The sequence below is a fragment of the Mesorhizobium sp. M4B.F.Ca.ET.143.01.1.1 genome (assembly GCF_004792275.1).
GTDB classification, from domain to species: Bacteria; Pseudomonadota; Alphaproteobacteria; order Rhizobiales; family Rhizobiaceae; genus Mesorhizobium; species Mesorhizobium abyssinicae.
In genome coordinates this window covers 83,328-109,353 of record NZ_SRSR01000004.1, presented here as the reverse complement: position 1 = coordinate 109,353, position 26,026 = coordinate 83,328, and the positions used below count along the sequence as shown (strand labels likewise).

28 protein-coding genes are annotated in these 26,026 nt (G+C 64.1%); 20 read left to right on the top strand and 8 right to left on the bottom strand.

Annotation, left to right across the window (positions count from 1 at the left end):
- Window positions 1-161: 161 nt before the first annotated feature.
- Window positions 162-1,583: a DEAD/DEAH box helicase gene (locus EN786_RS11165; RefSeq protein ID WP_189340455.1), complete on the top strand. Its 1,422-nt coding sequence runs from the start codon at window positions 162-164 to the stop codon at window positions 1,581-1,583.
- A gap of 97 nt (window positions 1,584-1,680) precedes the next feature.
- On the opposite strand, the gene EN786_RS11160 is transcribed toward EN786_RS11165, so the two are convergent.
- Together EN786_RS11160 and EN786_RS11155 are read right to left on the bottom strand one after the other, a co-directional pair.
- Window positions 1,681-2,658: an alpha/beta fold hydrolase gene (locus EN786_RS11160; RefSeq protein WP_127283774.1), complete on the bottom strand. Its 978-nt coding sequence runs from the start codon at window positions 2,656-2,658 to the stop codon at window positions 1,681-1,683.
- 68 nt (window positions 2,659-2,726) lie between these two features.
- A complete protein-coding gene (locus EN786_RS11155; protein ID WP_127283775.1) occupies window positions 2,727-3,575 on the bottom strand; it encodes an SDR family oxidoreductase in 849 nt (282 codons plus the stop codon).
- A 215-nt stretch (window positions 3,576-3,790) separates the two neighbouring features.
- Here EN786_RS11155 and EN786_RS11150 point away from each other — a divergent pair, with 215 nt between their 5' ends.
- The 4 genes from EN786_RS11150 to EN786_RS11135 are packed head-to-tail and all read left to right on the top strand — an operon-like array spanning window position 3,791 to window position 7,023.
- Window positions 3,791-4,825 carry a cysteine synthase A gene (locus EN786_RS11150; RefSeq protein WP_127283776.1) on the top strand — a complete coding sequence of 345 codons (1,035 nt, stop codon included), beginning with the start codon at window positions 3,791-3,793 and terminating at the stop codon, window positions 4,823-4,825.
- Window positions 4,825-5,568, top strand: coding sequence for an alanyl-tRNA editing protein (locus tag EN786_RS11145; protein WP_127309996.1), 744 nt, complete (start codon window positions 4,825-4,827; stop codon window positions 5,566-5,568). Before EN786_RS11150 ends, EN786_RS11145 begins: the two co-directional genes overlap by 1 nt.
- 34 nt (window positions 5,569-5,602) lie before the next feature.
- Window positions 5,603-6,454, top strand: coding sequence for a 3-mercaptopyruvate sulfurtransferase (gene sseA, locus EN786_RS11140; protein ID WP_127309989.1), 852 nt, complete (start codon window positions 5,603-5,605; stop codon window positions 6,452-6,454).
- 5 nt (window positions 6,455-6,459) lie between these two features.
- On the top strand, window positions 6,460-7,023 hold the full coding sequence (locus tag EN786_RS11135; RefSeq protein WP_127309988.1) for a GNAT family N-acetyltransferase: 564 nt from the start codon (window positions 6,460-6,462) through the stop codon (window positions 7,021-7,023).
- Window positions 7,024-7,035: 12 nt separating this feature from the next.
- Here EN786_RS11135 and EN786_RS11130 read toward each other — a convergent pair whose 3' ends face one another.
- The gene (locus EN786_RS11130; protein ID WP_127393533.1) at window positions 7,036-7,446 is read right to left on the bottom strand and encodes a GFA family protein; all 411 of its coding nucleotides are present in this window, start codon (window positions 7,444-7,446) and stop codon (window positions 7,036-7,038) included.
- Between the two features lie 185 nt (window positions 7,447-7,631).
- Between EN786_RS11130 and EN786_RS11125 the strand changes: the two genes are divergently transcribed.
- On the top strand, window positions 7,632-8,189 hold the full coding sequence (locus tag EN786_RS11125; protein ID WP_127311808.1) for an OmpA family protein: 558 nt from the start codon (window positions 7,632-7,634) through the stop codon (window positions 8,187-8,189).
- 281 nt (window positions 8,190-8,470) lie between these two features.
- Window positions 8,471-8,938: a DUF1203 domain-containing protein gene (locus EN786_RS11120; RefSeq protein ID WP_135908355.1), complete on the top strand. Its 468-nt coding sequence runs from the start codon at window positions 8,471-8,473 to the stop codon at window positions 8,936-8,938.
- A gap of 367 nt (window positions 8,939-9,305) precedes the next feature.
- Here EN786_RS11120 and ald read toward each other — a convergent pair whose 3' ends face one another.
- Window positions 9,306-10,421 (bottom strand): alanine dehydrogenase, encoded by a 1,116-nt coding sequence (ald, locus tag EN786_RS11115; RefSeq protein ID WP_127311806.1) that lies wholly within the window; start codon window positions 10,419-10,421, stop codon window positions 9,306-9,308.
- A 158-nt stretch (window positions 10,422-10,579) separates the two neighbouring features.
- On the opposite strand from ald, the gene EN786_RS11110 reads away from it, so the two are divergent.
- Complete coding sequence (locus EN786_RS11110; protein ID WP_126054644.1) at window positions 10,580-11,053, top strand: Lrp/AsnC family transcriptional regulator; 474 nt, start codon at window positions 10,580-10,582, stop codon at window positions 11,051-11,053.
- Between the two features lie 6 nt (window positions 11,054-11,059).
- Here EN786_RS11110 and EN786_RS11105 read toward each other — a convergent pair whose 3' ends face one another.
- Complete coding sequence (locus EN786_RS11105; RefSeq protein ID WP_135908353.1) at window positions 11,060-11,719, bottom strand: 5-formyltetrahydrofolate cyclo-ligase; 660 nt, start codon at window positions 11,717-11,719, stop codon at window positions 11,060-11,062.
- 173 nt (window positions 11,720-11,892) lie between these two features.
- Between EN786_RS11105 and EN786_RS11100 the strand changes: the two genes are divergently transcribed.
- Entirely contained in the window at window positions 11,893-13,158 is a 1,266-nt protein-coding gene (locus EN786_RS11100; protein WP_127312214.1) for an NAD(P)/FAD-dependent oxidoreductase, read from the top strand.
- Between the two features lie 144 nt (window positions 13,159-13,302).
- A complete protein-coding gene (locus EN786_RS11095; RefSeq protein ID WP_135908351.1) occupies window positions 13,303-15,273 on the top strand; it encodes a bifunctional 2',3'-cyclic-nucleotide 2'-phosphodiesterase/3'-nucleotidase in 1,971 nt (656 codons plus the stop codon).
- A 43-nt stretch (window positions 15,274-15,316) separates the two neighbouring features.
- Here EN786_RS11095 and EN786_RS11090 read toward each other — a convergent pair whose 3' ends face one another.
- Window positions 15,317-16,573 carry a cyclopropane-fatty-acyl-phospholipid synthase family protein gene (locus tag EN786_RS11090; RefSeq protein ID WP_127311476.1) on the bottom strand — a complete coding sequence of 419 codons (1,257 nt, stop codon included), beginning with the start codon at window positions 16,571-16,573 and terminating at the stop codon, window positions 15,317-15,319.
- A 247-nt stretch (window positions 16,574-16,820) separates the two neighbouring features.
- Between EN786_RS11090 and EN786_RS39275 the strand changes: the two genes are divergently transcribed.
- Window positions 16,821-16,955, top strand: coding sequence for a hypothetical protein (locus tag EN786_RS39275; RefSeq protein ID WP_281033931.1), 135 nt, complete (start codon window positions 16,821-16,823; stop codon window positions 16,953-16,955).
- Window positions 16,956-17,047: 92 nt separating this feature from the next.
- Entirely contained in the window at window positions 17,048-17,335 is a 288-nt protein-coding gene (locus EN786_RS11085) for a Dabb family protein (RefSeq protein ID WP_127311475.1), read from the top strand.
- On the opposite strand, the gene EN786_RS11080 is transcribed toward EN786_RS11085, so the two are convergent.
- Window positions 17,308-18,264, bottom strand: a complete 957-nt coding sequence (locus EN786_RS11080) for a glycosyltransferase family 2 protein (protein ID WP_189340642.1) — start codon at window positions 18,262-18,264, stop codon at window positions 17,308-17,310. The genes EN786_RS11085 and EN786_RS11080 overlap by 28 nt on opposite strands.
- Before the next feature lie 464 nt (window positions 18,265-18,728).
- Here EN786_RS11080 and EN786_RS11075 point away from each other — a divergent pair, with 464 nt between their 5' ends.
- From EN786_RS11075 to EN786_RS11060, 4 genes are all read left to right on the top strand, one after another.
- Window positions 18,729-19,607: a VOC family protein gene (locus EN786_RS11075; protein ID WP_127311473.1), complete on the top strand. Its 879-nt coding sequence runs from the start codon at window positions 18,729-18,731 to the stop codon at window positions 19,605-19,607.
- Window positions 19,604-20,449: a 3-deoxy-8-phosphooctulonate synthase gene (gene kdsA, locus EN786_RS11070; RefSeq protein WP_127311472.1), complete on the top strand. Its 846-nt coding sequence runs from the start codon at window positions 19,604-19,606 to the stop codon at window positions 20,447-20,449. Before EN786_RS11075 ends, kdsA begins: the two co-directional genes overlap by 4 nt.
- Before the next feature lie 86 nt (window positions 20,450-20,535).
- Window positions 20,536-20,742 (top strand): dodecin family protein, encoded by a 207-nt coding sequence (locus EN786_RS11065; RefSeq protein ID WP_127286801.1) that lies wholly within the window; start codon window positions 20,536-20,538, stop codon window positions 20,740-20,742.
- Between the two features lie 119 nt (window positions 20,743-20,861).
- Entirely contained in the window at window positions 20,862-21,227 is a 366-nt protein-coding gene (locus EN786_RS11060; RefSeq protein ID WP_127311471.1) for a PRC-barrel domain-containing protein, read from the top strand.
- 71 nt (window positions 21,228-21,298) lie between these two features.
- Here the strand turns inward: EN786_RS11060 and EN786_RS39270 are convergent, their stop codons facing one another.
- The gene (locus tag EN786_RS39270) at window positions 21,299-21,421 is read right to left on the bottom strand and encodes a hypothetical protein (RefSeq protein WP_274608485.1); all 123 of its coding nucleotides are present in this window, start codon (window positions 21,419-21,421) and stop codon (window positions 21,299-21,301) included.
- 199 nt (window positions 21,422-21,620) lie between these two features.
- On the opposite strand from EN786_RS39270, the gene eno reads away from it, so the two are divergent.
- The 4 genes from eno to EN786_RS11040 all read left to right on the top strand — a co-directional run bounded on the left by eno (window position 21,621) and on the right by EN786_RS11040 (window position 26,012).
- A complete protein-coding gene (eno, locus tag EN786_RS11055; RefSeq protein ID WP_127311554.1) occupies window positions 21,621-22,895 on the top strand; it encodes a phosphopyruvate hydratase in 1,275 nt (424 codons plus the stop codon).
- Window positions 22,896-23,051: 156 nt separating this feature from the next.
- On the top strand, window positions 23,052-23,375 hold the full coding sequence (locus tag EN786_RS11050) for a septum formation initiator family protein (RefSeq protein ID WP_127311553.1): 324 nt from the start codon (window positions 23,052-23,054) through the stop codon (window positions 23,373-23,375).
- A gap of 195 nt (window positions 23,376-23,570) precedes the next feature.
- A complete protein-coding gene (gene pdhA, locus EN786_RS11045) occupies window positions 23,571-24,611 on the top strand; it encodes a pyruvate dehydrogenase (acetyl-transferring) E1 component subunit alpha (protein ID WP_127286906.1) in 1,041 nt (346 codons plus the stop codon).
- Window positions 24,612-24,626: 15 nt separating this feature from the next.
- The gene (locus tag EN786_RS11040) at window positions 24,627-26,012 is read left to right on the top strand and encodes a pyruvate dehydrogenase complex E1 component subunit beta (protein ID WP_127311552.1); all 1,386 of its coding nucleotides are present in this window, start codon (window positions 24,627-24,629) and stop codon (window positions 26,010-26,012) included.
- The last annotated feature ends 14 nt before the right edge of the window (window positions 26,013-26,026 follow it).

The following is a 26,026-nucleotide window of genomic DNA, read 5'->3' as shown; positions in this document are numbered from 1 at the left end:
GTGGCGAAAAAGCCCCGAGGCATGATGCTTGCGGGCACGACAGCGCAGCCGCGCGGACGTTCCGTCCGCCGCCTTGTCGTTCCATGACAATTTTTCGACGGCAGGTTGCGCCCTGCCGCCATCGATGTTGCGGCCAGAAGGCCGCGTGAAAGAAGATTATTTTGACCAACGAAAACACAGCGGAACAGAATGGTTTCGCCGCGCTCGGGATCTCCGGCGCGCTGCTCAAGGCCACTCATGCCGCGGGCTTCACGGATCCAAAGCCGATCCAGGTCCAGGCGATCCCGCCGCAGCTGGAAGGCCGCGACATTTTCGGCATCGCCCAGACCGGTTCGGGCAAGACCGCGGCCTTCGCGCTGCCGATCCTCTCGAAGATCATCGGACTCGGCACCAAGCGCCGGCCGAAGACCACACGTGCGCTGATCCTGGCGCCGACGCGCGAGCTCGCCGTGCAGATCGAGGACACGATCAAGATCCTCGCCAAGGGCGCGCATGTCTCGACCGCGCTGGTGCTCGGCGGCGTCTCGCGCTTCAGCCAGGTGAAGAAGATCGCGCCCGGCGTCGATATCCTGATCGCCACGCCCGGCCGGCTGACCGACCTGGTGCGTGAGGGCGATCTGATCCTCGCCGACACCAAATGGCTGGTGCTCGACGAAGGCGACCGCATGCTCGACATGGGTTTCATCAACGACGTCAAGCGCATCGCCAAGGCGACCGCGCCCGACCGCCAGACGGCGCTGTTCTCGGCAACCATGCCGGACGAGATCGCCGAATTGGCCAAGGGCCTGTTGAAGACCCCAGTTCGCGTCGAAGTCGCGCCGCAAAGCACGGCGGCGGCTGAGATCGTCCAGAGCGTCGTCCTTGCCCGCACCAAGCAGAAGCGCCAGGTGCTGTCGAAGATGCTCGCCGATGAAGCGATGAAGTCCGTCATCATCTTTTCGCGCACCAAGCATGGCGCCGACAGGGTGACCAAGGATCTCGATCGTGATGGCTTCAAGGCCGCCGTCATCCATGGCAACAAGTCGCAGAACGCTCGTCAGAAGGCGCTCAACGATTTCCGTGACGGTTCGGTGCGCATCCTGGTCGCGACCGACATCGCCGCGCGCGGCATCGACGTTCCCGGCATCAGCCATGTCGTGAACTTCGACCTGCCCGACGAGGCGGAGAGCTATGTCCACCGCATCGGTCGCACCGGTCGCAACGGCAGGGACGGCATCGCCATCACGCTTTGCGATCCATCCGAGAACGCCAAGCTGCGCCAGGTGGAGCGCATCATCCGCGCCAAGCTGCCGATCACTGCCGACCATCTCGGCAGCCCCGATCCGCAGCGCGATCCCAAGGAACGGAACGAGCGCCATTTCGAGCCGGCCAATGATCGTGCCGACCACAATGGTCGCCGCGACGGCCGGCGTCCGGGCGGCGGCAACAACGGCTCCGGCAAGAAGCGGTTCGGCGGCAAGCCGAACGGCGAGCGGCCGTTTGCGGCAAAGCCGCAAGGCGAGCGTCCGGAAGGCCGCAAGCCGTTCAAGGGCAACAACAAGCGCCGCTTCGGCGGCAAGCGGCCGGCGACGCGGGCGGCTTGAAGCCTGCGGTTCGGCAAGCCTGCCTAAGCTGACTGCCGACCAGTGAATGCGAGGGCGATCGTAGCGATTGCTTCGGTCGCCCTTTTTCTTGTGACGGCTACTGCCCGGTCAGCGCCTTGACCCAGACGACGATCCGCTCCGCGAGGACGGCCGTTGTCGACGGCGACAGCGCGTCTCCGGCAATGACGTGGTTGTCGGCGTCGCCGGTGTCGTCGACCGGCACCAGCTCGTGCGGCGCGCCCCAGCGCCCGGCGATCTCGCGGGTGCGGTCTGGCCGCACCACTCTGTCCGAATCCGAAAAGATGAAGAGGGCAGGGATGGTCGCCTTTTCCACAGGCGCGGCATAGGCGAGTTCGGTCAATGCCTGCATCGGCAGTGTCGCTGCCATCGGGTATTGGTGGGTCCAGAACTTTTCATGCAGCGCGTTGCGGGTCGGGAAGCTGCGCTCCTTGCCGCCGACGAGTTCGGCGATCTGTTTGCCCCAGGGTTTGGTCAGCAGCTCCGCGCCGGACGCCTTAACGCCGAAGTTGGGCGATATAAACGCGATCGCCGCAACCCCGTCCGAGGCGCGCGGCTCTGTCGCGGCCCATGCCGCCAGCGAGCCACCCGTCGAGGTGGCAATGACGATCACCCTGTCGCCGATCGCGCGGCCGATGGCGAGCGCCTCCTCGTAGTCGTTGATCCAGGCATTGACGCTGCCCTCGGCCATCGCGGCGCCGTCCTGGCCGTGGCCGGTGAGGCGCGTGTAGAACAGGTTGGCATCAATCTCATCGGCTACGTCGTCGGGCAGCGGCCGGACCTCGCCCTTCGAGGCCGAGAAGCCATGGATGTAGACGATGGCCAGCGGCGTCTTGGCGTGAACCATCGGATTTGCCCAGATAATCTCCTTTTCCAGCCCGTCGCGGATGTTGGGCACGGCGGCCTCTTCGCGCGCCAGATAGGCCTGCGGATCGTCGCCAATGACGGAAGGGTCGAAACGGATCTTCGTGTCGACGGGCACGCGCGGGCCGAGAACAAAGGCCATGGAGAAGATGACAGCGAGCCCCAGTACCGCAAGCACGATCCGCCGCCCCATCAGAAGCTCCAAGCAACAATTCTCAACCTATGGCCGTGCCGTGTAACAGGCAATCGCCGTTCGCCAGATCAGCTCGCCTGGTCCGACGCCTGGTCGGCCGCGCCCGGCAGCTTGCGGTCGAAATTCAGCGGCCGCGCCCTCCAGCCGGTCGTGATGCCGATCACCCAGCGGCAGATCGGCCGCGGCAGAAGGCCGAGCAATTTCAGCGGCCAGCTTATGCGGTAGGGGAAGGTGACCTCGAAGCCGCCCTTCTCGATGCCGCGCACCATGCGGCGGGATGCGCGGTGGACAGGCATCAGCCCCGGCATCGGCAGCGTGTTCTTTTCCGTCAGCGGGGTGTCGACGAAGCCCGGGTTCATCACCTGAACCCTGATGTTCATCTTGTCGAAGTCGTATTTCAGCGATTCCGCCAGGATGTTGATCGCCGCCTTGGTGCCGCCATAGGCGGCGGTGGTCGGCCAGCCGGAATAGGCGGTGACCGAACCGACGAGAACGACATGGCCGCGCCCGCGCACGCGCATATGCTCGACGACAGGCACCAGGCCGTTGACGATGCCGAAATAGTTGACGTCGAAGGAGCGGCGGAAATCGCGCACCACGAGATGCTCGCCCGGCGTGGCGATGTAGTTGCCGGCGTTGAAGACCGCGAGCACGATCGGCCCCATGTCCTTCTCGATCGCGGCGGCCGTCCTTGCCATCCCCGTCTCGTCGGTGACGTCGCAAGGAAACGACTTCACATGCCCGGGCATCTGCGCCGTCTCGACGATCAGCGTGTCGATCGGATCGTCCGCGAGCGCGCTCACCGCCACGGCGTAGCCCTTCGAGGCGAGATCCTTGGCCAGTGCGCGGCCGATGCCGCTGCTGCCGCCCGTGATCCAGGCGACGCCATGCTTCGGGTTGGCCCGATAGAGTGTCATGCTAAGTCCTGCCAGTGTGTCGGTAGTGCTCTAGCGGCGAAGGAATCGAATGAAAAGAGCGCTTTTCGGCGCAAGGTTGAAATGCGTGCCGGAACACGGCATCTGAATTCAGGAGATTGCAATGCCCGAAATGCGACTGGTCCAGGCGAATTCTTGCCTTGAAACCGGGCCTTTGGGTTTCTAGGGTCTCGCCTCGCTCATACAAGGAATCCTTGATGCCCCGTTCTGTGATCGACGCGATCGGCAACACGCCCCTGATCCGCCTCAACAAGGCCTCGGAAGCAACCGGCTGCGAGATCCTGGGCAAAGCCGAGTTCATGAACCCGGGACAGTCGGTCAAGGACCGCGCCGGCCTGTTCATCATCCGCGATGCCGAGCAGCGCGGATTGCTGAGGCCGGGCGGCGTCATCGTCGAGGGCACGGCCGGCAACACCGGCATCGGCCTGACGCTGGTCGCCAAGGCGCTCGGCTATCGCACGGTGATCGTCATTCCGGACACGCAGAGCCAGGAGAAGAAGGACACGATCAAATTGCTCGGCGCCGAGCTGATCGAGGTTCCGGCAGTGCCCTACAAGAACCCCAACAACTATGTGAAGCTGTCGGGGCGCCTGGCCGAGCAATTGGCGCGCACTGAGCCGAATGGCGCGATCTGGGCCAACCAGTTCGACAACGTCGCCAACCGCGACGGCCATATCAGGACGACGGCTGAGGAGATCTGGACCCAGACAGGCGGCAAGGTCGATGGGTTCGTCTCGGCGGTCGGCTCCGGCGGGACGCTGGCCGGCGTCGGGCTCGGCCTGAAGGCCAAGAGCGGCCAAGTCAAGATTGGGCTCGCCGATCCGCTGGGCGCCGCGCTCTACAGTTTCTACACCAGCGGCGAATTGAAGGCCGAGGGCAGCTCGATCACCGAAGGCATCGGCCAGGGGCGCATCACCGCCAACCTCGAAGGCTTCAAGCCGGACTTCTCCTTCCAGATCCCGGACGAGGAGGCGCTGCCGATCGTCTTCGATCTGATCCAGGAGGAGGGGTTGTGCGTCGGCGGCTCGACCGGCATCAACATCGCCGGCGCCATCCGGCTGGCACGCGAGCTGGGACCGGGCCACACCATCGTGACGATCCTTGCCGACTACGGCACGCGCTACCAGTCGAAACTGTTCAATCCCGAATTCCTGCGCGAGAAGAACCTGCCGGTGCCGGGCTGGATGGAAGAGAAGGCCGACATTTCGGTGCCCTTCGAAAAGGTCGCGTGATGGCGCACCGGACGGAAGCTCTGTTTCGTGACGACGCCTACCTGAAGGCGAGCGAGGCGGCGGTTGTCGCGATCAACGAGCGCGGCGGCATAATCCTCGACCGGACGATCTTCTACGCAACCTCGGGCGGCCAGCCTGGCGACACCGGCAGGCTTGAGCGTGCCGACGGCAGCCCGGTCGCGATCGCCGCCACCATCACCGGCGAGACCAAGGACGAGATCATCCATGTGCCGGCGCCCGGACAAGCGGCACCCACGATCGGCGAGCGGCTCAAGCTCGCCATCGACTGGGAGCGGCGGCATCTTCTGATGCGCATGCACGCGGCCTGCCACCTGCTCACCGTCGTGTGTCCGTTCCCGATCACCGGCGCTGCCGTTTCCGAGGGCGACAGCCGCGTCGACTTCGACATTCCCGATGCCAATTTCACCAAGGAAGATGTGACGGCGAGGCTGATGGAACTGGTGCGTGCCGACCATCCGATCTTCACCCGGCTGATCACCGACGCGGAACTGGCGGCCAATCCCGGTCTTGTTAAGTCAAAGAATGTGCGCCCGCCTGTCGGCACAGGCAGGATCCGCCTCGTTTGCATCGGCGAAAATGCCTCGATCGACAGCCAGCCTTGCGGCGGCACCCATGTGAAGAGCACCGGCGAGGTCGGCGAGATCCATATCGGCAAGATCGAGAAGAAGGGCCGCGAGAACCGGCGTTTCCGCATCCGCTTCGGACCGATGCCGGCGATCTGATCGACGACACTGTTGCGAGATGGGAGGAGAAAAAATGGCCGAAGATAGTCCTTTCATCGTCGATGCGGATTGGCTGCAGCAGCGCCTTGGCGAGCCCGGCCTGACGATCATCGACGCTTCCTGGTATCTGCCGGCGCAAAACCGCGATGCACGCGCCGAATATGAGGCGGCGCATATTCCCGGCGCCCGCTTCCTCGATCAGGACGCCATTTCGGACCCCGATTCCGGGCTTCCGCATACGCTGCCGTCGCCGCAAAATTTCGCGCAGTATGTCGGCGCCATGGGCGTTTCGGCCGACGACACGATCGTGATCTATGACGGCCCGGGCTATTTCTCGGCGCCGCGCGGCTGGTGGATGTTTCGGGTCATGGGCGTCTTCCAGGTCTACATACTGAGCGGCGGCTTCGATCGCTGGAAGGCGCAGGGCCGCCCGGTGACGGCGGAGCCGACGAAGATCGCGCCCTGCATCTTCCACGCCGACTTCGATGCCGCGCGCGTCGTCGGCCTCGCCGAAATGCGCCGCATCGTCGACGGCCGAGAAAGCCAGATCGCCGATGCACGATCCGCCGGCCGTTTTGCCGGAACCGATCCGGAGCCCCGTGCCGGCATCCGCTCCGGCCATATGCCGGGCGCGCGCAGCGTGCCGGTCACGGCATTGGCCGAGAACGGCGAGCTTCTGCCCAGGGATCGTTTGCGCAAGGTGATCGAGGATGCCGGCATAGATCTGTCGAAGCCGGTCGTCACGTCATGCGGCTCGGGCATAACGGCGGCGGCGATCACGCTGGCGCTGGAGACGCTTGGCCACACCGACAACAGGCTTTACGACGGCTCATGGACCGAATGGGGCGGGCTTGCCGATACGCCCGTGGTGACGGGCAAGGAATGACCGTGATGGAAAACGGAGCGCTGCAGGACATCGACGTCACGGTAACGTTTCTCGAAATGCATGCGCCGCCGGCCGCGTCGCCGCCTGTCCCGTACAACCGGCAGATCGCGCTCCTGAAGACCAAGGATATTCCGCTGCATTTCTACCGCTACCTGATGGATCGGGTGGGGCGCAAATGGCATTGGGTGAACGTGCTGAGGCTGAGCGACGAGGAGCTTTCGGCCGGCCTCCACCGCGAGGATCGCGACATCAGGGTGCTCTATCTCGACGGTGCGCCGGCCGGCTTCTTCGATCTCAAGCCGCATCTGCCGGAAGAGGTGGAACTCGCCTATTTCGGCATGATGGAGCATGCGCAAGGGCAAGGCATCGGCCGCTGGTTCCTGGGCGCTGCGATATCGGCTGCCTGGTCGCATGGCCCGAAGCGGGTGACTGTGCAGACCTGCACGCTCGACCACCCGGCGGCGCTGCCGCTCTACCAGAAGCTCGGCTTCACGCCGGTGGCGCAGAAGAAGGAGATCGTGCACCCGCTTTCCTTCGCCGAGCGTTCGGCGAGCGTCATGCGGCCGTAGTGTCGATGCCGCCTAGGCCACCGGCGGCGGCTGGCCCTCGAAGGTCGGAAGCGAAGTGTCGATGCAGGCCCAGGCCGGCGCCTTGGCCGTCCATATCGTCGCCGCGGGCCTGATCATATTCGGATCGTCGAGCGTGCCGGCGCGCACGAAAATCAGATGCGGGCGCGACTCCGCCTCGCTGAAGAGATGCACGCCGCAGGCCGGGCAAAAGCGCCGGTGCATCCTGTTGCCGCTATCGGCCACGCTCTCATAGTCGCGCGTCTCGCCGGCGATCTTGATCCGCGCCGTCAGGAAGCAGACGCTCACCGCCGCGTTGCCGGCCGCGACATACTGGCAGAAGCGGCACCAGCAAAGGCGCGTGGTGATCGGCTCCGCGCTGCTTTCGTAGCGGACTGCGCCGCACAGGCATCCTCCGGTGATCATGCTCGGATCCTCGCCAGGCCCCTCAACCGCGCCGCGTTCGTCCGGGAGCATCATGGCGCGGAGCGACATGTCTGGCCAGTCGGAAAACTTGGCATCTGTTCGTTCATCCTCGCTTCAGGCTGACTTTGCCAAGGTGTCGGCAAGATCAACGCGCCCGTCAGAAGGACCGGCCGAAGGAGAAAGACATGCTGACCCGACGTACATTTGCCGTTGCCATGATTGCGGCACTTGCCATGCCGAGCCTTGCATTTGCGCAGGCCACCACGCCTTCCGCCTCGACGATCGAGCGCCAGCTCGAGGCAACGCCCAGGGTGAAGCTGCGCCCCAATCAGCGCGTCACCGTCCGCGAATTCAAGCGCCGGCCGGATCTCAGACGCATGGCGCGCTCGATCGACATCCAGTCGATCAACTTCGCCTTCGGCTCGGCTGCGATCTCGGAGTCGCAATACGGCAAGATCGACAACATCGCCGATGCGCTGCACCGCATCCTGCGGCGCGATCGCGGCGCCCGCATCCTGATCGAGGGCCATACCGATGCGGTCGGCTCCTTCCAGTCGAACCAGATCCTCTCGGAGCAGCGCGCCGCCTCGCTGAAGCGGACGCTGGTGCGCGAGTTCGGCGTGCCCGGCCATGCGCTCGAAACCGTCGGCTATGGCGAGGAGTTCCTGCTGGTGCCGACACAGCAGGAGAACTGGCGCAACCGCAGGGTGACCTTGCGCCGCTTCGACGACTTCATCCGATAGCGCCCCGCGTCAGGCCTTCGCCTGGATCGCCGTTCAAAAAGAGCCCGGCCTGAATGAGCCGGGCTCTTTCCATATCGCTTGATGTCCAGGGCCAACGAAGATCGCGCAAGAGGATCCGACGATGGCGATACGTGTGATAGTGGCCGGCGCGACCGGCTGGGTCGGCAAGGCGCTGGTGCGCGGGCTCGACGCGCTCATCGGCTGACCCTGCTTGGCAGGAATCGGGTGGGAAGCGTGCCGGGGACCGCGTAATTTCTGGTCAGCGATAGCGGAGACATGCCATGACCATCCAGTTCAAAGCGCTGCCGACCGACAATGTGAGAGCCCTGCAGCGCGGCGGGGCGGACGCGTACGGCCATAGGCCGGAGCGCCAGGTTTCCGACGGCGACGGCGTGCCCTGCCGCCACTGCCTGAAGAACGTCGCCGCGGGCGATGCCTATCTCGTTTTGGCCTACCGGCCGTTTCCCGAGCTGCAGCCCTATGCCGAGACCGGGCCGATCTTCCTGCATGCGCAGGAATGCGAACGCGCGCCGGAGGACGCGGCGCTTCCCGAAATGCTCGAGAGCAGCGACTACATCGTGCGTGGCTATGGCCGCAACGACCGCATCGTCTATGGCAGCGGCGGGGTCATCGCGACGCCGGACATCGCAGCTCGCGCCGAAACGCTGCTCGAGCGCGACGACATCGCCTACATCCATGTCCGCTCGGCGCGCAACAATTGCTACCAGTGCCGCATCGAACGCGCCTGACGCGTTCCAAAAAATATGCCCGCCGATAGGCTGGCGGGCAGTTGGGGAAAAAGCCTGCGACAGAAGAGAAAGCCGCCTACAGGCCGATGCGACTAGGCATGGTTCTCGAATGCCGAATGTGAAGTGCTTCACAAAGGCACCACGGATCTGCGTGAATGTCGGGCGAGACTGTCGTATAGCCGTCGCAATTACTTGCTAAAAGGCAAGTGTTGATCGATTGCCGACCGCGGATGGACCGGCGGCACGTCTCAACATCGAGGAAGCGGGGCTTTGGCTCCGCTTTTTTGTTGGCTAAATTGTTCCGCGCAAAGAAAAACCCGCCGGAATGAACCGGCGGGCGACAGGAGGAACTCTCTTCGCGTGCCTGTCAGGCGGCGAGGACCGCCTTCGGCTCGACGAGCTCGTAGCCGAGCGCTTCGGCGACCGCGCGGTTGGTGATCTTGCCCTTGTGGACGTTGAGGCCGTTGCGCAGATGGTGGTCGTCGACAAGCGCCTTGAGGCCCTTGTCGGCAAGCTGCAGGCCGTAATGCAGCGTCGCATTGTTGAGGGCATGCGCCGAGGTGACCGGCACCGCGCCCGGCATGTTGGCGACGCAATAGTGGATGACGCCGTCGACCTCGTAGGTCGGCTCGGCATGGGTGGTGGCGTGCGAGGTCTCGAAGCAGCCGCCCTGGTCGATGGCGACGTCGACGAGCACGGAACCCTTCTTCATGCCGGACAGCATTTCGCGCGTCACCAGCTTCGGCGCCGCGGCGCCCGGGATCAGCACGGCGCCGACGACGATGTCGGCGGAGAAGCACTCGTCCTCCAGCGCCTCGACGGTCGAGTAGCGGGTGTGAACGCGGCCGCCGAAAATGTCGTCGAGCTGGCGCAGCCGTGGGATCGAGCGGTCGATGATGGTGACATCGGCGCCAAGGCCGGCCGCCATCTTGGCCGCATGCAGGCCGACGACGCCGCCGCCGAGCACGGTGACCTTGCCGGGCAGCACGCCAGGGACACCGCCGAGCAGCACGCCGCGGCCGCCATTGGCCTTCTGCAGCGCAGTCGCGCCGGCCTGGATCGACAGGCGGCCGGCAACTTCCGACATCGGCGCGAGCAGCGGCAGGCCGCCGCGGTCGTCGGTGACGGTTTCATAGGCGATCGCCGTGACGCCCGAAGCCAGCAGCCCCTTGGTCTGGTCCGGATCCGGAGCGAGGTGGAGATAGGTGTAGAGGATCTGGCCGTCGCGCAGCTGGACCCATTCGTTGGGCTGCGGCTCCTTGACCTTGACGATCATGTCGGACTTGGCGAACACGTCGGCGGCCGTCTTGGCGATGGTGGCGCCGGCGGCGCGGTAGGCGTTGTCGTCGGCGCCGATGCCGGCGCCGGCGCCGGTCTCGACCAGCACTTCATGGCCATGCGCGACATATTCGCGGACGGAGCCAGGCGTCAGGCCGACGCGATATTCGTGGTTCTTGATTTCCTTGGGGCAACCGACGCGCATTTTCTGTCTCCTGATCCGGCCCTTTGCGGGCGCGTTCCCTGTATTGGTCGAGTGAACCATGAATCGGCCCGCAAGTGTTTGCGAATGCGCTTGCGAGAACAGGCGCACTTCGATAATCGTTGCGCAAAACGTCCACATTTTCGCAGGAAACACGAAGAATGCCGCTCGACAGGATTGATATCGCCATTCTGGAGGCTTTGCAGAAAGACGGGCGGATACCCAACGCCGCGCTTGCCGAGAAGGTCGGCCTGTCGCAATCGGCCTGCTCGCGGCGGCTCGACAATCTGGAGAAGTCGGGCACTATCCGCGGTTATCACGCGCGGCTGTCCAACGCCGCGCTCGGCCACCAGATGACGGCGATCGTGCATATATCGCTGTCGGGACAGTTCGAGAAGACGCTGTCGGATTTCGAGGCGGCGATCAAGCGCTGTCCCAACGTGCTGTCCTGCCACCTGATGTCGGGCGAATACGACTACATCCTGCGCATCGCCGCGAAGGACCTTGTCGACTATGAGCGCATCCACAAGGAATGGCTGTCGGCGATGCCGCATGTGACGAAGATCAATTCGTCCTTCGCGCTGCGCGAGATCGTCGACCGGACAGCGGTCGGCTTGCGGCCGGAGATGGCCTAGGCGCCGCTAAGCGCCTGTGGCCTCCGTCACCACCTCGCTCATCGGGATGTCGTGCGGTTGCGGGTAGATGGTCGGGATGCGCTGCAGTTCGTAGCCGACGCCGATCACCAGCGGCCTGAACGGCATCGCCGCCAGCGTGCGGTCGAAGAAGCCGCCGCCGTAGCCCAGACGATATTTGCCGGGATCGATGCCGACGATCGGCGAAATGACGATGTCGGGCAGGACCGGATCGCCTTCCGCCGGGATCGGGATGTTCCAGACGCCCTTCTCCAACCGGTCGCCCGGTCTGTAGGCGCGGAACACCAGTGGCTGCCCTTTCTCGATGACGACCGGCAGTGCGGTCCGCCCGCCGCGTTCGTTGATCGACGCCATCCAGGGCCGCAGATCCGGCTCGCCGCGGAAGGGCCAGTAGAGGCTGACCATGCGGCCGCCAATATCGCCGACCAGAGCGTCGAGGCCTTCGGCGATGCGCGTCGACATCGCCGCGCGGGCATCGGCGGAGACCGCAAGCCGCGCCGCGATCAGCCTTTCGCGCTCGGCCTTGCGCCAGCGTCTGACATCGGTCCAGTCGGTCAGCGGCGCCAGGAACTGCGGATCGAGTTCATGCATGAAACAGGGCGGGGAGGCGTATTGGGCCGGGCCCTGCTCGTCACGATCGTCAGCCATGCTGCGCTCCTGTCGTTCCAGCCGTGAGGCTATACCTCGTGCCGACCGGTCGACATGTGCATTCACGACATCCGGCGGCGAGTCCCCGGCAATGGGACGGCCTTCCCGCTATTGTTGCAATGCACAATAATACCTAGATTGGGTCCGGTGGATTTGCTTGGCGAGGTGAGTGAATGAACGAAGCCAGCCATCATGTCGTGGTCGTCGGCGCCGGGTTCGGCGGCCTCGAACTGACCCATGCGCTGGCCGGCGCGCCGGTGCGCATCACCATGATCGACAAGCGCAACCATCACCTGTTCCAGCCGCTGCTCTACCAGGTGGCGACGACCTCGCTGGCGACCTCCGAGGTCGCCTGGCCGATCCGTCATCTGCTGCGCAAGCGCAAGAACGTGACGACGCTTCTGGGCAACGTCACTGGCGTCGACCGCACTGGCAAGCGCGTGCTGCTCGAGGATGGCAGCGCCGTTGCCTTCGACACGCTGGTGCTCGCCACCGGCGCCCGCCACGCCTATTTCGGCCATGACGAATGGGAGCCGTTCGCACCCGGGCTGAAGACGCTTGAGGATGCCACCACCATCCGGCGCCGCATCCTGCTCGCCTTCGAGCAGGCGGAGCGCGAAACCGATGCGGCGAGACGCCAGGCGCTGCTGACGCTGGTCATCGTCGGCGGCGGACCGACCGGCGTCGAACTTGCCGGCACCATCGCGGAACTGGCGCATGACACGCTGCGCGACGAATTCCGCAACATCGACACCAGGCAGACGCGCGTGGTGCTGATCGAGGCCGGCGATCGCATCCTCGCCAACTTCGCGCCGCAGCTTTCCGACTATGCCCAAAAGGCGCTGGAGCGGCTCGGCGTCACGGTCGAGCTCGGCCAGGCGGTCACTGAGCTGGATGCGGATGGCGTTGTCTTTGGCGACAAGCGCCTGCCGGCAAAGACAATTCTGTGGGCCGCGGGCGTTGCCGCCTCGCCGGCGGCGGAATGGCTGGGAGCGAACGCCGACCGTGCGGGCAGGGTGCTGGTCGAGCCCGATCTCACCGTGCCGGGCAGCCCCGAAACCTTCGTCATCGGCGATACCGCGCATGTCTTGCGCCCGGACGGAAAACCGGTGCCGGGCGTGGCGCCTTCCGCGAAGCAGGAGGGCCGCCACGTCGCCGCGACGATCAAGGCGCGGCTCGCCGGCGATACGACTTCGCGTCCCTTCCGCTATCAACATGCCGGCGACCTGGCGACGATCGGCAAGCGCGCGGCCGCGATCGACTTCGGCTGGATCAAGCTCACCGGTTGGCTTGCCTGGTGGCTCTGGGGCGTTGCCCACATCTATTTCCTGATCGGTTTCCGCAACCGGCTCGCGGTCTCGCTTAGCTGGCTATGGATCTACTTCACCGGCCAGCGCAGCGCGCGGCTGATCACCCAGGGCGACGACGACAAGGGCTGACATCGCGCGCCTCGTCTCGCTTCATCGACACTGTCACCTTGTCGTGATCGACAGGCATTTCGGCGGACATGGACTCATGCGTCTTTCACCGGCAAGCTCCGCGCTCGCTGGCAGGGGTGTCGCGTTGTCGAAGAGGAGAAAACAATGTCACGACTGCCCGTCTCCCGCCGCGAATTCCTGGCCGGTGCCGCCGCCACCGGGGCGCTGATCATGCTGCATCCTTTCTCCGCCCGCGCCGCGGCCAATCAGGCGCATCTCAGGATCATGGAGACGACCGATATCCACGTGAACGTGCTGCCTTATGACTACTACGCCGACAAGGCGAACGACACGATGGGCCTGTCACGCACCGCCTCGCTGATCGACGCGGTGCGCAGGGAGGCAACCAATGCGATGCTGATCGACAATGGCGACCTTTTGCAGGGCAACCCGATGGGCGACTACATCGCCTACGAGAAGGGCCTGAAGGACGGCGACCTGCATCCGATCATGAAGGGCATGAACCTGCTCGGCTACGAGTGCTCGACGCTCGGCAACCACGAGTTCAATTACGGCCTGTCGTTCCTTGACAAGGTGCTGGCCGGCGCCAATTTCCCCTTCGTCTGCGCGAATCTCATCCGCGGCACCGCGCTTGCCGCCAACCCGCGCGACGACAAACTCTACCTCAAGCCGTATGTCATCCTCGACAGGAAGATCAAGGACGGGTCGGGCGCCGAGCAGCCGATCAGGATCGGCATCATCGGCTTCGTGCCGCCGCAGATCATGGTCTGGGACCTGAAGAACCTCGAAGGCAACGTGAAGACGCGCGACATCGTCGAGGCGGCAAAGGCCTGGGTGCCTGAGATCAAGGAGGCGGGCGCCGACATCGTCATCGCGCTCTCGCATTCCGGCATCGACATCAAGCAGGGCGACATGATGGAGAACGCCTCCTTCTTCGTCGCCGGCGTCGAGGGCATCGATGCCGTCTTCACCGGTCATCAGCATCTCGTCTTCCCCGGCAAGAAGGATTTCCAGGCGCTCGATGGCGTAGATACCGGCAAGGGCATGCTGCAAGGCAAGCCGGCGGTGATGGGCGGCTTCTGGGGCTCGCATATGGGCCTTATCGATCTGCTTCTGGAGCGCGACGGCTCGAAGTGGCGGGTCGTTTCCGCGACGTCCGAGGCGCGGCCGATCTACGAGCGGGTCGACAACAAGAACAAGGCGACCGTCGGCGACGACAGGCGCATCATCGCCGCGCTCGAGCAGGACCATGAGGCGACGCTCGCCTATGTGCGCCGTCCCGTCGGCAAGACCTCCGCGCCGCTCTATTCCTATTTCGCGCTGGTGGCCGATGATCCGTCGGTGCAGATCGTCAACCAGGCGCAGAGCTGGTACCTGAAGGACATACTGAAGAGCACGCAGTGGAAGGACGTGCCGCTTTTGTCGGCGGCCGCACCCTTCAAGGCGGGCGGGCGCAGCGGCGCCGACTACTACACCGACGTCCCGGTGGGCGACATCGCCATCAAAAACGTCGCCGACCTCTATCTCTATCCCAACACTGTGCGAGCCGTCGAAATCACCGGCGCGCAGGTCAAGGAATGGCTGGAGATGTCGGTCGGCATCTTCAACCGGATCGAGCCCGGCAAGGCCGACCAGCCGCTCATCAACACCGACTTCCCGTCCTACAATTTCGACGTGATCGACGGCGTCACCTACAAGATCGACCTTTCGCAACCGCCGAAATACGATGCCAAGGGCGGGCCGGCGAATGCCTCCAGCCGCATCGTCGATCTGATGTTCGACGGCAAACCAATTGATCCCGCGCAGAAATTCATCGTCGCGACCAACAACTACCGCGCCGGCGGCGGCGGCAATTTCCCGGACATAAACGCTTCCAAGATCATCTACGAGGCACCGGACACCAACCGCGACGTGATCGTGCGCTACGTCATCAGCGAGGGCACGATCAATCCGTCGGCGGACGGCAACTGGTCGTTCGCGCCGCTGCCCGGAGCCAGCGTGGTGTTCGACACCGGCCCGAGGGCAAAGGATTTCATCGCGGAGGTGAAGTCGCTGAAGATCGAGCCGGCGGGTGAGGGCGATGCGGGCTTCGCCAGATACCGCATCCTCCTCTGACGCGGGTCATGTCTGTGTCGGGCCGGCTCTGCCGGCCAGACACTCAGGCCTTGTAGACCACCTGGCGGACATCAATGTAGCTGGCGCGGAAGCCGGCTTCGCAATAGTGCAGATAGAACTCCCAGAGCTTCTTGAAGCGCTCGTCGAAGCCGAGCGGGACGATCTTTTCCCACGAGCCCCAGAAGCGCTGGCGCCACTCGGCGAGGGTGCGGGCATAGTCCTGCGGGAAGACGCGCTCGCGCAGATGCGCGAGGCCATGATCCTTGCCGAGAGCCTTGAGGATCGAGGGTGTCGGCAGCATGCCGCCAGGGAAGACATAGCGCTGGATGAAATCGGGGCGCGCGCGATACGCCTCGTAGGCGGCCTCGTTGATGGTGATGATCTGCAGGCCGGCCGTGCCGCCGGGCTTCAGGCAGGTCTTCATCTTGCCGAAGAACACCGGCCAGTATTTCTCGCCGACCGCCTCGAACATCTCGATCGATGCGATCCGGTCGTAAGTGCCTGTCTCGTCTCGATAATCCTGCAGCTTGATGTCGACCTTGTCGGCAAGCCCGGCTTTCTGGATACGCGCTTTCGCGAAATCATGCTGTTCGCGGCTGATGGTCAATCCGGTGACGCGGCAACCGATCTCGCGCGCGGCGAATTCGGCAAAGCCGCCCCAGCCGCAGCCGATCTCCAGCACATGGTCCTTCCTGCCGATGCCGGTATCTTTTGCCAGTGCACGATATTTGGCGGCCTGCGCGCTTTCGAGATCGTTGGCGCCCGTCGCATACAGCGCCGACGAATAGGTCATGCTCGGATCCAGCCATTTCTCATAGAAGGCGTTGCCGAGATCGTAATGCGCCGAGATGTTGCGTCGCGATCCGGTATGCGTGTTTTCGTTGAACCAATGGCGGATGCGCTGGACGGTGTTGATGAGCCAGTTGGCGCCGCCGGCGACCTTCTCGCCGAGGGCGGAATTGACCACGAACAGTTCGAGGAAGCTGGTGACGTCCGGGCTGTCCCAATCGCCGTCCATGTAGGATTCCGCGAGGCCGATGGTGCCGCCGGAAAAGGCGCGCCCCGGCAGGCGCCAATTCTTCAGCACCAGTTCGGCGTCGGGGCCGGGTGCCTTGCCGCCGACGAGGACGGCGCGGCCGTCGGGCATCCGCACCTTGAGCGAGCCGCGCGGCAGGCCCATGGCGGCCGAAAGCACCAGGCGCGCCTTGGCCGGCAAGCCCTTGACGATCTCGGCGAAGTTCAATTCGTCAAGCAGCACCGCGTCGCCGGGCGCAACACCCAAGTCTTGCTTGAAAGCCATTTCCTGCCCCCGACTTTCAGGAGGCCAGCACACATGGCCGACCCCGCACCCCTCTTGAGGTTCATTCATCCGGCACAAATGCAGCGGCTACATTTTCCGTTGAATTCCCGACACAATCTTCCACGGCATCAGGGTCAACTTCAAGAGGCAGGCGAAGACGGTTCTGGAGCCAACAAATCCAGAGGAGAATGTCCTCGGCCCTTGGAATCTCTATGGTTGCCGCCACCCGCATGCGATAACTTTAGTCATGCGTTATGTCATCGTCATCATCACCCTCACCTTCGCCCTGATCTGGGACGGCCTCTACAATCAGGGCCGCTACCTCGACACGACGGTCAGGGAGGTATCGCGCATCGTGCGCTACGTCACCGGCGCGGTCTGACGCCGCGCATGGCAGGCGCGACATCGTTGCCGGTTGACGCTGCGCCCTTGCTCCCACAAAACACGCCTGAATTGACGATCAGGGAGGCTGGGTTGATCCGGCACATCGTTTTCTTCAGCGTGCGACGCAAGGAGGATGTGGAGGCCGTTCGATCGGGCCTGCTGGAATTGGGCAGGATCCCGTATTCGACGCATTTCGAAGTTACGCTCAACACCAAGGTCGATCTGTTCTCCAACGCGATCGACGTCGTCGTCTACGCCGAATTCGAGGATGACGCCGCGCTCGCCGCCTACAAGGCGCATCCGCTCTATGCCGAGACGACCAGCCGGGTCAAACCGTTGCGTGAACTGCGTTATTCGGCCGACGTCGTGGCCGCCTGAGCGAGCGACTGTTCGAGCTGGCGCCTTTGCCGGCGCCCGGCGAAATAGCCAGTCACCACGCCAAAGCCGCCGGGCAGGTTGCTCGCCCTGCGCCACGCCATGATTTCCGCCAGCGCCACGCCGAAGCTGCCTTGCGCCAGAGCCTTCAGGATGCCGCGCAGCGTCAGGTAGCTGAGGATCGTGGCGTAATCCTGCGTCTGATAGTCCTCGCAGCGGGCGACGAAATCGCTCAGCCCGGCGATGTAGCCGGCATGGCTGCGCGACATCGAATTGGCTTCGCGGTATTTGAGGACGTCGACGGCCTTGCCGAAGGCGATGCGGTGCTGCCGTCCCAGCCTGACCAGGAACTCACGGTCCTGATGGCGGTACAAACCGTCATCGTAGCCGCCGATCGACGCGAAGGCCGAACGGCGCACGGTAACGGTCGAATTGGTCAGCGGCACGCAGTGGCAAAGCAGGAGCCGGCGCAGTCTCTCCGCGTCAGGCGTCGGGTCGGGCAATCGATGCAGGCGCTGGCGCCTGTCGGCGACATCCATGAAGCCGTCGATCGTGCATGCGACATCCGAATTGGCATCGAAGAAGGCGATCAGCCGTTCGATGCGCCCGGGACAGAAGGCATCGTCGGAATCGAGAAACGCAATAAGCGGCGCGCTGGTCAGCGCCGCGCCTTCGTTGCGCGCCCGGTTAGCGCCGGAGGGCACCGGGAGGCGGCGCCACGCCAGGCGCGGATCGGCGAGCGAAGCAAGATAGGCTTCGGTATCGTCCTCGGAGCCGTCGTCGACGACCACCAGTTCGATATCGGGCCGCGGATCGGACAGGACCGATGCCAGCGTGCGGGGCAGGCTGCCGCGGCGGTTCCTGGCCGGAATGACGACGGCGAGCCGGGGGGTGACGACTGCTCCCTGCGCGGCTGGAAAAGAATTCGGCAAGACTGTCACCGTCGGAACTCGTGCGTGGCGGGTCGAGTGCGGCAGAAGCCGGCCTTTGCCACCCAGCGAAAGTCGACCATGTTGCGAAGCGCGATCAGCCGTTAGCCCATACGGTAGGTGACGAAACGTTGCCAGACATCAAACTGAAGCGAAGTTCGTATATCAGCAATATCGCTGTATTCGCAAGAAACGCAGGCGCGCCAGGCGGCCTTACTCTGTTTGAACGGCCGAAGTTTCGGCCGGGTCGACGCCGCCTCGTTTTGGCGCGACCAGCACAAGCGCGGCGACAATTGCAATCGCCGCAATCGTCATTGCGATGAACACAGTTCTTCCCATGGTTGTAAGTTAGGGTGGCTTCGTTCGACGACAAGGACACGCCTCCGAGCTCGAGACCGGCAAAGCCCGCCGCGCGGTTGGCCGAGCCCTCTTGAACCGACTTCCGGAATGATGCACACCGCGCCGGCATGACCAAAGCGACGCAGGCTCATCCGCTCGACCATCTGGTGCTGCCGACAGCGCGCCTCGATGCCGCGCGGGCGCGGCTGGTTTCACTCGGCTTCGTCGTCGCGCCGACCGGCATCCACCCTTTCGGCACCGAAAACTGCTGTGTCTTTTTCGCCGATGGCACCTATCTGGAGCCGCTGGCGGTTGGCAACGACCAGGACGCGGACCGGGCGATAGGCGAAGGCAACGTGTTCGTCGCGCGCGATCGTCTCTACCGGCAGAACCTCGGCGACGAGGGCTTTTCCGCTGTCGTGCTCGGAACCGGCGATGCCGATGCCGACCACGTTCGTTACGTCGGGGCCGGTATGTCGGCGGGGGAGATGCTGAGTTTTTCGCGCGCTTTCACCGATACGAGCGGCAAGAGCGACCTGGCGTCCTTCAAGCTGGCCTTCTGCGCCAGCAAGGATGCCGATGAGGCTTTCCTTTTCGCTTGTGAGCGCATCAATGCACCGAAGATTGACCGTACCGCATTGCAAGCCCATGCCAACGGCGTGACAGGCATCGTCGAAGTCGTCGCTGTCAGCGACAGGCCTTCTGGCCAGATCGGGCTGCTCTCGACGGCTGCCGCCAAGCAAGCTGCGCAAGGTGATGCGATCGTATTGCCGAACGCAAACCTGACCGTCCTGGAGCCGGCGGCCTTCGCCTCGCGCTGCAACCTTCCGACCGGAGCGTCGCCGCATCTGCGCTTTGCCGCCATCGTTTTCTCGGTCCGCAGCGGCGCCATCGCGGCGCGCCTGCTTGCGGCCAACGCCATCGCACATCACATGAGCGGCAATGATATTGTCGTCAGGCCGGCGCCCGGGCAGGGCGCCGCCTTCATCTTCCGGGAGACAAAATGAACAAACCCCTGGCGCCCAATCCGTCCGTGACCGTCGGCAACGTCGTCTTCTCGAACGCCGCGCCGCTGTCGCTGATCGCCGGCCCCTGCCAGCTGGAATCGCGCCAGCACGCCTTCGACATGGCCGGCGCGCTGAAGGAACTCACCGACAGGCTCGGCATCGGGCTCGTCTACAAGACCAGCTACGACAAGGCCAACCGCACCTCGCTGTCGGCCACGCGAGGCGCCGGGCTGGAAGCGGCGCTGCCGGTCTTCGACGATCTGCGGAAGACGTTTTCCCTTCCGGTGCTGACGGACGTCCACACCGAGGAGCAGTGCGCGATCGTCGCGCCGCATGTCGATGTCCTGCAGATCCCCGCCTTCCTTTCACGCCAGACCGACATGCTGGTCTCGGCGGCCAGGACGGGCAAGGTGATCAACGTGAAGAAAGGCCAGTTCCTCGCCCCCTGGGACATGAAGAACGTGGTCGCCAAGATCACCGGTTCCGGCAACGCCAATGTGCTGACCACCGAGCGTGGCGCCTCCTTCGGCTACAACACGCTGGTGTCCGACATGCGGGCGCTGCCGATCATGGCCGAGATCGGCGCCCCGGTGATTTTCGATGCCACGCATTCGGTCCAGCAGCCGGGCGGGCAGGGTGGTTCCTCGGGTGGCGAACGTCGCTTTGTCGAGACGCTGGCGCGCGCCGCGGTCGCGGTCGGCGTCGCCGGCGTGTTCATCGAGACGCATCAGGATCCGGACAACTCGACCTCTTCCGATGGCCCGAACATGGTGCCCTTGAAGGACATGCCAGCCTTGCTGGAACGGCTGATGGCCTTCGATCGCATCGCCAAGGGACGCTGACCCGACTCGCCGTTCCATCGGCTTGTCGCAGGCAACCGCCGGCTGTAGGCTCCTGCCGCAACTGAGCGCCCTGGCAGGAGGAAGCAATGTCCGTCGCCCGCGTCACAGAGATCACGTCATCGTCCAAGAAGAGCTTTCAGGATGCCATCGAAAAGGGCATCGCGCGCGCCGCAAAGACCCTGAAGAACGTCGAGGGCGCCTGGATCCAGGACCAGAAGATCGTCGTCGAGAGCGGCAAGATCGCCGCTTACCGCGTCAACATGAAGGTCACCTTCATCCTCACCGACAACTAAGCAATTTCAGGAAAAGTGCGTAGCGGTTTTCCGTCCGGAATTGCCTAAAACCAAAGTCGGGAACCTTCGTCCGCCCCTCTCATTGTCCATGCAGGCATTCAATCGAGAGGAGTTCCACCATGAGCACCCTGACCGGGCACACCGAAGCCATTTCCGCCTCGCGCGTCATCGGCACATCGGTCTACAACACCGAAGGCAAGAGCATCGGCAGCGTCGAAGACATCATGCTCGACAAGACCTCGAACGGCATCATGTTCGCGGTGATCGGTTTTGGCGGATTCCTCGGCGTTGGCGAGAAGTACCACGCCATCCCGTGGGCGAGCCTCGACTATGACGAGGACAGGGGCGGCTATGTCGTGCCGTTCTCCAAAGAGCAGTTGCAGGCCGCGCCGGCCTATTCGATCAACGAATTGGCGGGCGCCGACGGCCAGGCGGCACGCGACGAGTCGTACAGCTACTACCGGGTCGAGCCCTACTGGCACTGAAGCGTTCGGCCAGCCCGGAGCGGAATCAAAAAAGGCCCCCGCACATGCGGGGGCCTTTCTTCTGCAAGATCCTACTGCGCTGCTTGAAGTGTCGACAGTTGCGCGGCGCCTTGCTGGGGCTGCTGGTTGTCGCACGACGTCAGGAACGCAGCCGCGATCAGGAACAAACTCACGATACCGCTCAACTGGGACATGGCGAAACTCCTCCTGTTTCGCCCCGCGCAAACAGAATCATAGACCAGAAAGTTGCGCGCCGCGCATGACTTATGATGACAGAAATTTGCGCTTCGTGAATCGGCGGGCGGGCAATATTTGCGGGCGCCCCGATTGCCTTTTGCGGCACTTTGGCTAAGAGGGGCGCGACGCTTCAATCGATCAATCGGGGACATTGCAATGACCGCCATCGTCGACATAGTCGGGCGTGAAATCCTGGACAGCCGTGGAAATCCGACCGTCGAGGTCGACGTGGTGCTGGAAGACGGCTCGATGGGCCGCGCCGCCGTGCCGTCAGGCGCCTCGACCGGCGCGCATGAGGCGGTCGAGCTGCGCGACGGCGGCCCGCGCTATCTCGGCAAGGGCGTGCAGCGGGCGGTCGAGGCCGTCAATGGCGAGCTGTTCGAGGCGATCGGCGGCATGGAGGCCGAGAACCAGATCCATATCGACCAGACGATGATCGAGCTCGACGGCACGCCGAACAAGAGCCGGCTCGGCGCCAACGCCATCCTCGGCGTGTCGCTGGCGGTTGCCAAGGCGGCGGCTGAAGCGGCCGGCCTGCCGCTCTACCGCTACGTCGGTGGTGCCAAGGCGCATGTGCTGCCGGTGCCGATGATGAACATCATCAATGGCGGCGCGCATGCCGACAATCCGATCGACTTCCAGGAATTCATGATCCTGCCGATCGGCGCGGCGACGCTGCGCGACGGCGTGCGCTGGGGCTCGGAAATCTTCCACACGCTGCGCAAGAAGCTCAAGGACGCCGGCCACAATACCAATGTCGGCGACGAGGGCGGCTTCGCCCCCAACCTGAAGAGCGCGCCCTCGGCGCTCGATTTCATCATGGACTCGATCGAGAAGGCCGGCTTCAAGCCGGGCGAGGACGTCGCTCTCGGCCTCGACTGCGCCGCGACCGAGTTCTTCAAGGACGGCAACTACGTCTATGAGGGCGAGAAGAAGACCCGCGATCCGAAGGCGCAGGCCAAGTACCTCGCCAAGCTCGCATCCGACTATCCGATCATCACCATCGAGGACGGCCTTGCCGAAGACGACTGGGAGGGCTGGAAGATCCTGACCGACCTGATCGGCAAGAAGACCCAGCTGGTCGGCGACGATCTGTTCGTCACCAACACGGCCAGGCTTCGCGACGGCATCCGCATGGGCGTCGCCAATTCGATCCTGGTCAAGGTCAACCAGATCGGCTCGCTGACCGAAACGCTCGATGCGGTCGAGACCGCGCACAAGGCCGGCTACACCGCGGTCATGTCGCACCGTTCGGGCGAGACCGAGGATTCGACCATTGCCGATCTCGCCGTCGCCACCAATTGCGGACAGATAAAGACCGGCTCGCTGTCGCGCTCCGACCGCATGGCCAAGTACAACCAGCTGATCCGCATCGAGGAAGAGCTCGGCAAGCAGGCCCGCTACGCCGGCAAGTCGGTGGTCAAGGGCTGATCCGGCATCCAATCGGGATATCGAGGAAGGGCGGGGCGTTCCCCGCCCTTTTTCGTTTTGAGGCTCCGGGTACGCCCGTCCGTAACCGTCCATTAAGCACAATGGAGCGAAAAAGAGCCTGGGCCGTTCAGGTTCGCGGCCGCGAGGATCTGGATCATGTGGACACGTCAGCACAAGCAGCGAAACACCGGCCGGCTGATCGTCCCCTCGCTCTGCGTGCTGTTCCTGGCCTATTTCGGCTTCCATGCCTATCACGGCGAATTCGGCATCTATTCCAAATACCAGCTCGAAGCCCGGGCGGTCGAACTGCAGGGGCAGCTCGATGCCGTCAAGGCGCGCCGGGTCGATCTCGAGCGGCGTGTCCAGCTGATGCACGAGGGCACGCTGGAAAAGGACATGCTTGACGAACAGGCGCGCAAGGCGCTCAATCTCTCGCATGCTGACGAAATCACCATCATGCCGCCGGCTCCAGCGAAATAGCTCGATTCCAGTTAATCGCCTTTATTTTCAATGATTTTAATCGCTTAGACGCATGCCAGCCATGCATTTTTCGGCATGGCGCAATGCTTTTATGCGTGTTAGCCTCGTATAAATCGGTGGGAGAGACGATCTCCCTCGGAGCGGATTTCATCCTGCTCTAAATGTCCGCGAAGAGACGCCAACAGGGAGTGATGCATGGCCACCGCCGCCAGAAAAGCGCCTGCCAAATCCAAAAACGACGGTAAATCACAAGGGCTCTCCGCCCCGAAGCCTGCCGACTTCACCAAGGACGATGAGCTCGCCGCCTACCGGCACATGCTGCTCATCCGCCGCTTCGAGGAAAAGGCCGGCCAGCTCTACGGCATGGGCTTCATCGGCGGCTTCTGCCACCTCTATATCGGCCAGGAAGCTGTCGTCACCGGCATGAAGATGGCGCTGATCGAAGGCGACCAGATGATCACCGCCTATCGCGACCACGGCCACATGCTGGCGATGGACCTGTCGCCGCGCGGCGTCATGGCGGAGCTCACCGGGCGCCGGGGCGGCCTGTCCAAGGGCAAGGGCGGCTCCATGCACATGTTCTCCAAGGAGAAGCATTTCTATGGCGGCCACGGCATCGTCGGCGCGCAGGTGTCGCTCGGCACCGGTCTCGCCTTCGCCAACCGCTATCGCGAGAACAAGAACGTCTCGCTGACCTATTTCGGCGACGGCGCCGCCAACCAGGGCCAGGTCTACGAAAGCTTCAACATGGCCTCGCTGTGGAAGCTGCCGGTGATCTTCATCATCGAGAACAACCGCTACGCCATGGGCACCTCGGTGTCGCGCTCCTCGGCCGAGACCGATTTCTCGCATCGCGGCGCATCCTTCAAGATCCCCGGCATCCAGGTCGACGGCATGGACGTGCGCGCCGTCAAGTCCGCCGCCGATCTCGCCACCGAATGGTGCCGCGCCGGTAACGGCCCGCTGATCCTGGAGATGCAGACCTACCGCTATCGCGGCCATTCGATGTCCGATCCGGCGAAGTACCGCTCCAAGGAAGAAGTGCAGAAGATGCGCTCCGAGCATGACCCGATCGAGCAGGTCAGGGCGCGGCTGCTCGACAAGAAATGGGCCAGCGAGGACGAGCTCAAGGCCATCGACAAGGAGGTCCGCGACATCGTCGCCGACGCCGCAGAATTTGCCCAGAACGACGCCGAGCCGGATCCGTCCGAGCTCTGGACCGACATCGTACTGTAAAGGGAGGGCAAGGACATGCCGATCGAAATTCTCATGCCCGCTCTCTCGCCGACGATGGAAGAGGGCAATCTTTCCAAATGGCTGAAGAACGAGGGCGACAAGATCGTCGCCGGTGACGTCATCGCCGAGATCGAGACCGACAAGGCGACGATGGAAGTCGAAGCCGTCGACGAGGGCACGCTCGCCAAGATCGTGGTTCCCGCCGGTACCGAAGGCGTCAAGGTCAACGCTGTGATCGCCGTGATCGCAGTTGACGGCGAGGACGTCGACAAGGCCGGCGAAGGCATCGGCGAGGAGCCCGCCAGGCCTGAGGCTGCAGCACCTGCGCCTGTTGCGGCCAAGAGCGAGGCTGCGGCACCGGTCGCCGCAGCGCCGAGAGCCGAAGTCGCCGCCGATCCGGACATTCCGGCCGGCACCGAGATGGTGTCGACCACGGTGCGCGAGGCGCTGCGTGACGCCATGGCCGAGGAAATGCGCCGCGACGGCGACGTCTTCGTCATGGGCGAGGAGGTCGCCGAGTACCAGGGCGCCTACAAGATCACGCAAGGCCTGCTGCAGGAATTCGGACCGCGCCGCGTCGTCGACACGCCGATCACCGAGCACGGTTTTGCCGGCGTCGGCGTCGGTGCCGCGATGGCTGGCCTGAAGCCGATCGTCGAGTTCATGACCTTCAACTTCGCCATGCAGGCGATCGACCAGATCATCAACTCGGCTGCCAAGACGCTCTATATGTCGGGCGGCCAGATGGGCGCGCCGATCGTCTTTCGCGGACCGAACGGCGCCGCCGCCCGCGTCGCCGCTCAGCACTCGCAGTGCTACGCCGCCTGGTACAGCCATGTTCCCGGGCTGAAGGTAGTGATGCCGTACACGGCGGCCGACGCCAAGGGCCTGCTCAAGGCCGCGATCCGCGATCCGAACCCGGTCATCTTCCTCGAGAACGAAATTCTCTACGGCCAGTCCTTCGATGTGCCGAAGCTCGACGATTTCGTGCTGCCGATCGGCAAGGCGCGCATTCATAAGCCGGGCAAGGACGTCACCATCGTCTCCTTCGGCATCGGCATGACCTACGCGGTCAAGGCCGAAGCAGAGTTGCGCGGCATGGGCATCGACGCCGAAATCATCGATCTGAGGTCCATCCGTCCGCTCGACTTCGACACCATCATCGCCTCGGTCAAGAAGACCAATCGCCTGGTCGTGGTCGAGGAAGGTTTCCCGCAGAGCTCGGTCGGCGACCATATCGCCAACCAGGTGTCGCAGCGCGCTTTCGACTTCCTCGATGCGCCGGTCATCACCATCGCCGGCAAGGACGTGCCGATGCCTTACGCGGCCAACCTCGAAAAGCTGGCATTGCCCAATGTCGGCGAAGTCGTCGAGGCGGTCAAAGCCGTCACGTATCGCTGAGCCGGGCGGGAGGG

Coding starts and splice junctions, on each gene's coding strand:
- EN786_RS11040 (WP_127311552.1), top strand. CDS start 24,627: ATGCCGATCGAAATTCTCATGCCCGCTCTCTCGCCGACGATGGAAGAG.
- EN786_RS11060 (WP_127311471.1), top strand. CDS start 20,862: ATGAGCACCCTGACCGGGCACACCGAAGCCATTTCCGCCTCGCGCGTC.
- EN786_RS11125 (WP_127311808.1), top strand. CDS start 7,632: ATGCTGACCCGACGTACATTTGCCGTTGCCATGATTGCGGCACTTGCC.
- kdsA (WP_127311472.1), top strand. CDS start 19,604: ATGAACAAACCCCTGGCGCCCAATCCGTCCGTGACCGTCGGCAACGTC.
- ald (WP_127311806.1), bottom strand. CDS start 10,421: ATGCGCGTCGGTTGCCCCAAGGAAATCAAGAACCACGAATATCGCGTC.
- eno (WP_127311554.1), top strand. CDS start 21,621: ATGACCGCCATCGTCGACATAGTCGGGCGTGAAATCCTGGACAGCCGT.
- EN786_RS11135 (WP_127309988.1), top strand. CDS start 6,460: ATGGAAAACGGAGCGCTGCAGGACATCGACGTCACGGTAACGTTTCTC.
- EN786_RS11160 (WP_127283774.1), bottom strand. CDS start 2,658: ATGGGGCGGCGGATCGTGCTTGCGGTACTGGGGCTCGCTGTCATCTTC.
- EN786_RS11065 (WP_127286801.1), top strand. CDS start 20,536: ATGTCCGTCGCCCGCGTCACAGAGATCACGTCATCGTCCAAGAAGAGC.
- EN786_RS11130 (WP_127393533.1), bottom strand. CDS start 7,446: ATGATCACCGGAGGATGCCTGTGCGGCGCAGTCCGCTACGAAAGCAGC.
- EN786_RS11050 (WP_127311553.1), top strand. CDS start 23,052: ATGTGGACACGTCAGCACAAGCAGCGAAACACCGGCCGGCTGATCGTC.
- EN786_RS11105 (WP_135908353.1), bottom strand. CDS start 11,719: ATGGCTGACGATCGTGACGAGCAGGGCCCGGCCCAATACGCCTCCCCG.
- EN786_RS11075 (WP_127311473.1), top strand. CDS start 18,729: ATGACCAAAGCGACGCAGGCTCATCCGCTCGACCATCTGGTGCTGCCG.
- EN786_RS11145 (WP_127309996.1), top strand. CDS start 4,825: ATGGCGCACCGGACGGAAGCTCTGTTTCGTGACGACGCCTACCTGAAG.
- EN786_RS11095 (WP_135908351.1), top strand. CDS start 13,303: ATGTCACGACTGCCCGTCTCCCGCCGCGAATTCCTGGCCGGTGCCGCC.
- EN786_RS11110 (WP_126054644.1), top strand. CDS start 10,580: ATGCCGCTCGACAGGATTGATATCGCCATTCTGGAGGCTTTGCAGAAA.
- EN786_RS39270 (WP_274608485.1), bottom strand. CDS start 21,421: ATGTCCCAGTTGAGCGGTATCGTGAGTTTGTTCCTGATCGCGGCTGCG.
- sseA (WP_127309989.1), top strand. CDS start 5,603: ATGGCCGAAGATAGTCCTTTCATCGTCGATGCGGATTGGCTGCAGCAG.
- EN786_RS11155 (WP_127283775.1), bottom strand. CDS start 3,575: ATGACACTCTATCGGGCCAACCCGAAGCATGGCGTCGCCTGGATCACG.
- EN786_RS39275 (WP_281033931.1), top strand. CDS start 16,821: ATGCGTTATGTCATCGTCATCATCACCCTCACCTTCGCCCTGATCTGG.
- pdhA (WP_127286906.1), top strand. CDS start 23,571: ATGGCCACCGCCGCCAGAAAAGCGCCTGCCAAATCCAAAAACGACGGT.
- EN786_RS11090 (WP_127311476.1), bottom strand. CDS start 16,573: ATGGCTTTCAAGCAAGACTTGGGTGTTGCGCCCGGCGACGCGGTGCTG.
- EN786_RS11120 (WP_135908355.1), top strand. CDS start 8,471: ATGACCATCCAGTTCAAAGCGCTGCCGACCGACAATGTGAGAGCCCTG.
- EN786_RS11150 (WP_127283776.1), top strand. CDS start 3,791: ATGCCCCGTTCTGTGATCGACGCGATCGGCAACACGCCCCTGATCCGC.
- EN786_RS11100 (WP_127312214.1), top strand. CDS start 11,893: ATGAACGAAGCCAGCCATCATGTCGTGGTCGTCGGCGCCGGGTTCGGC.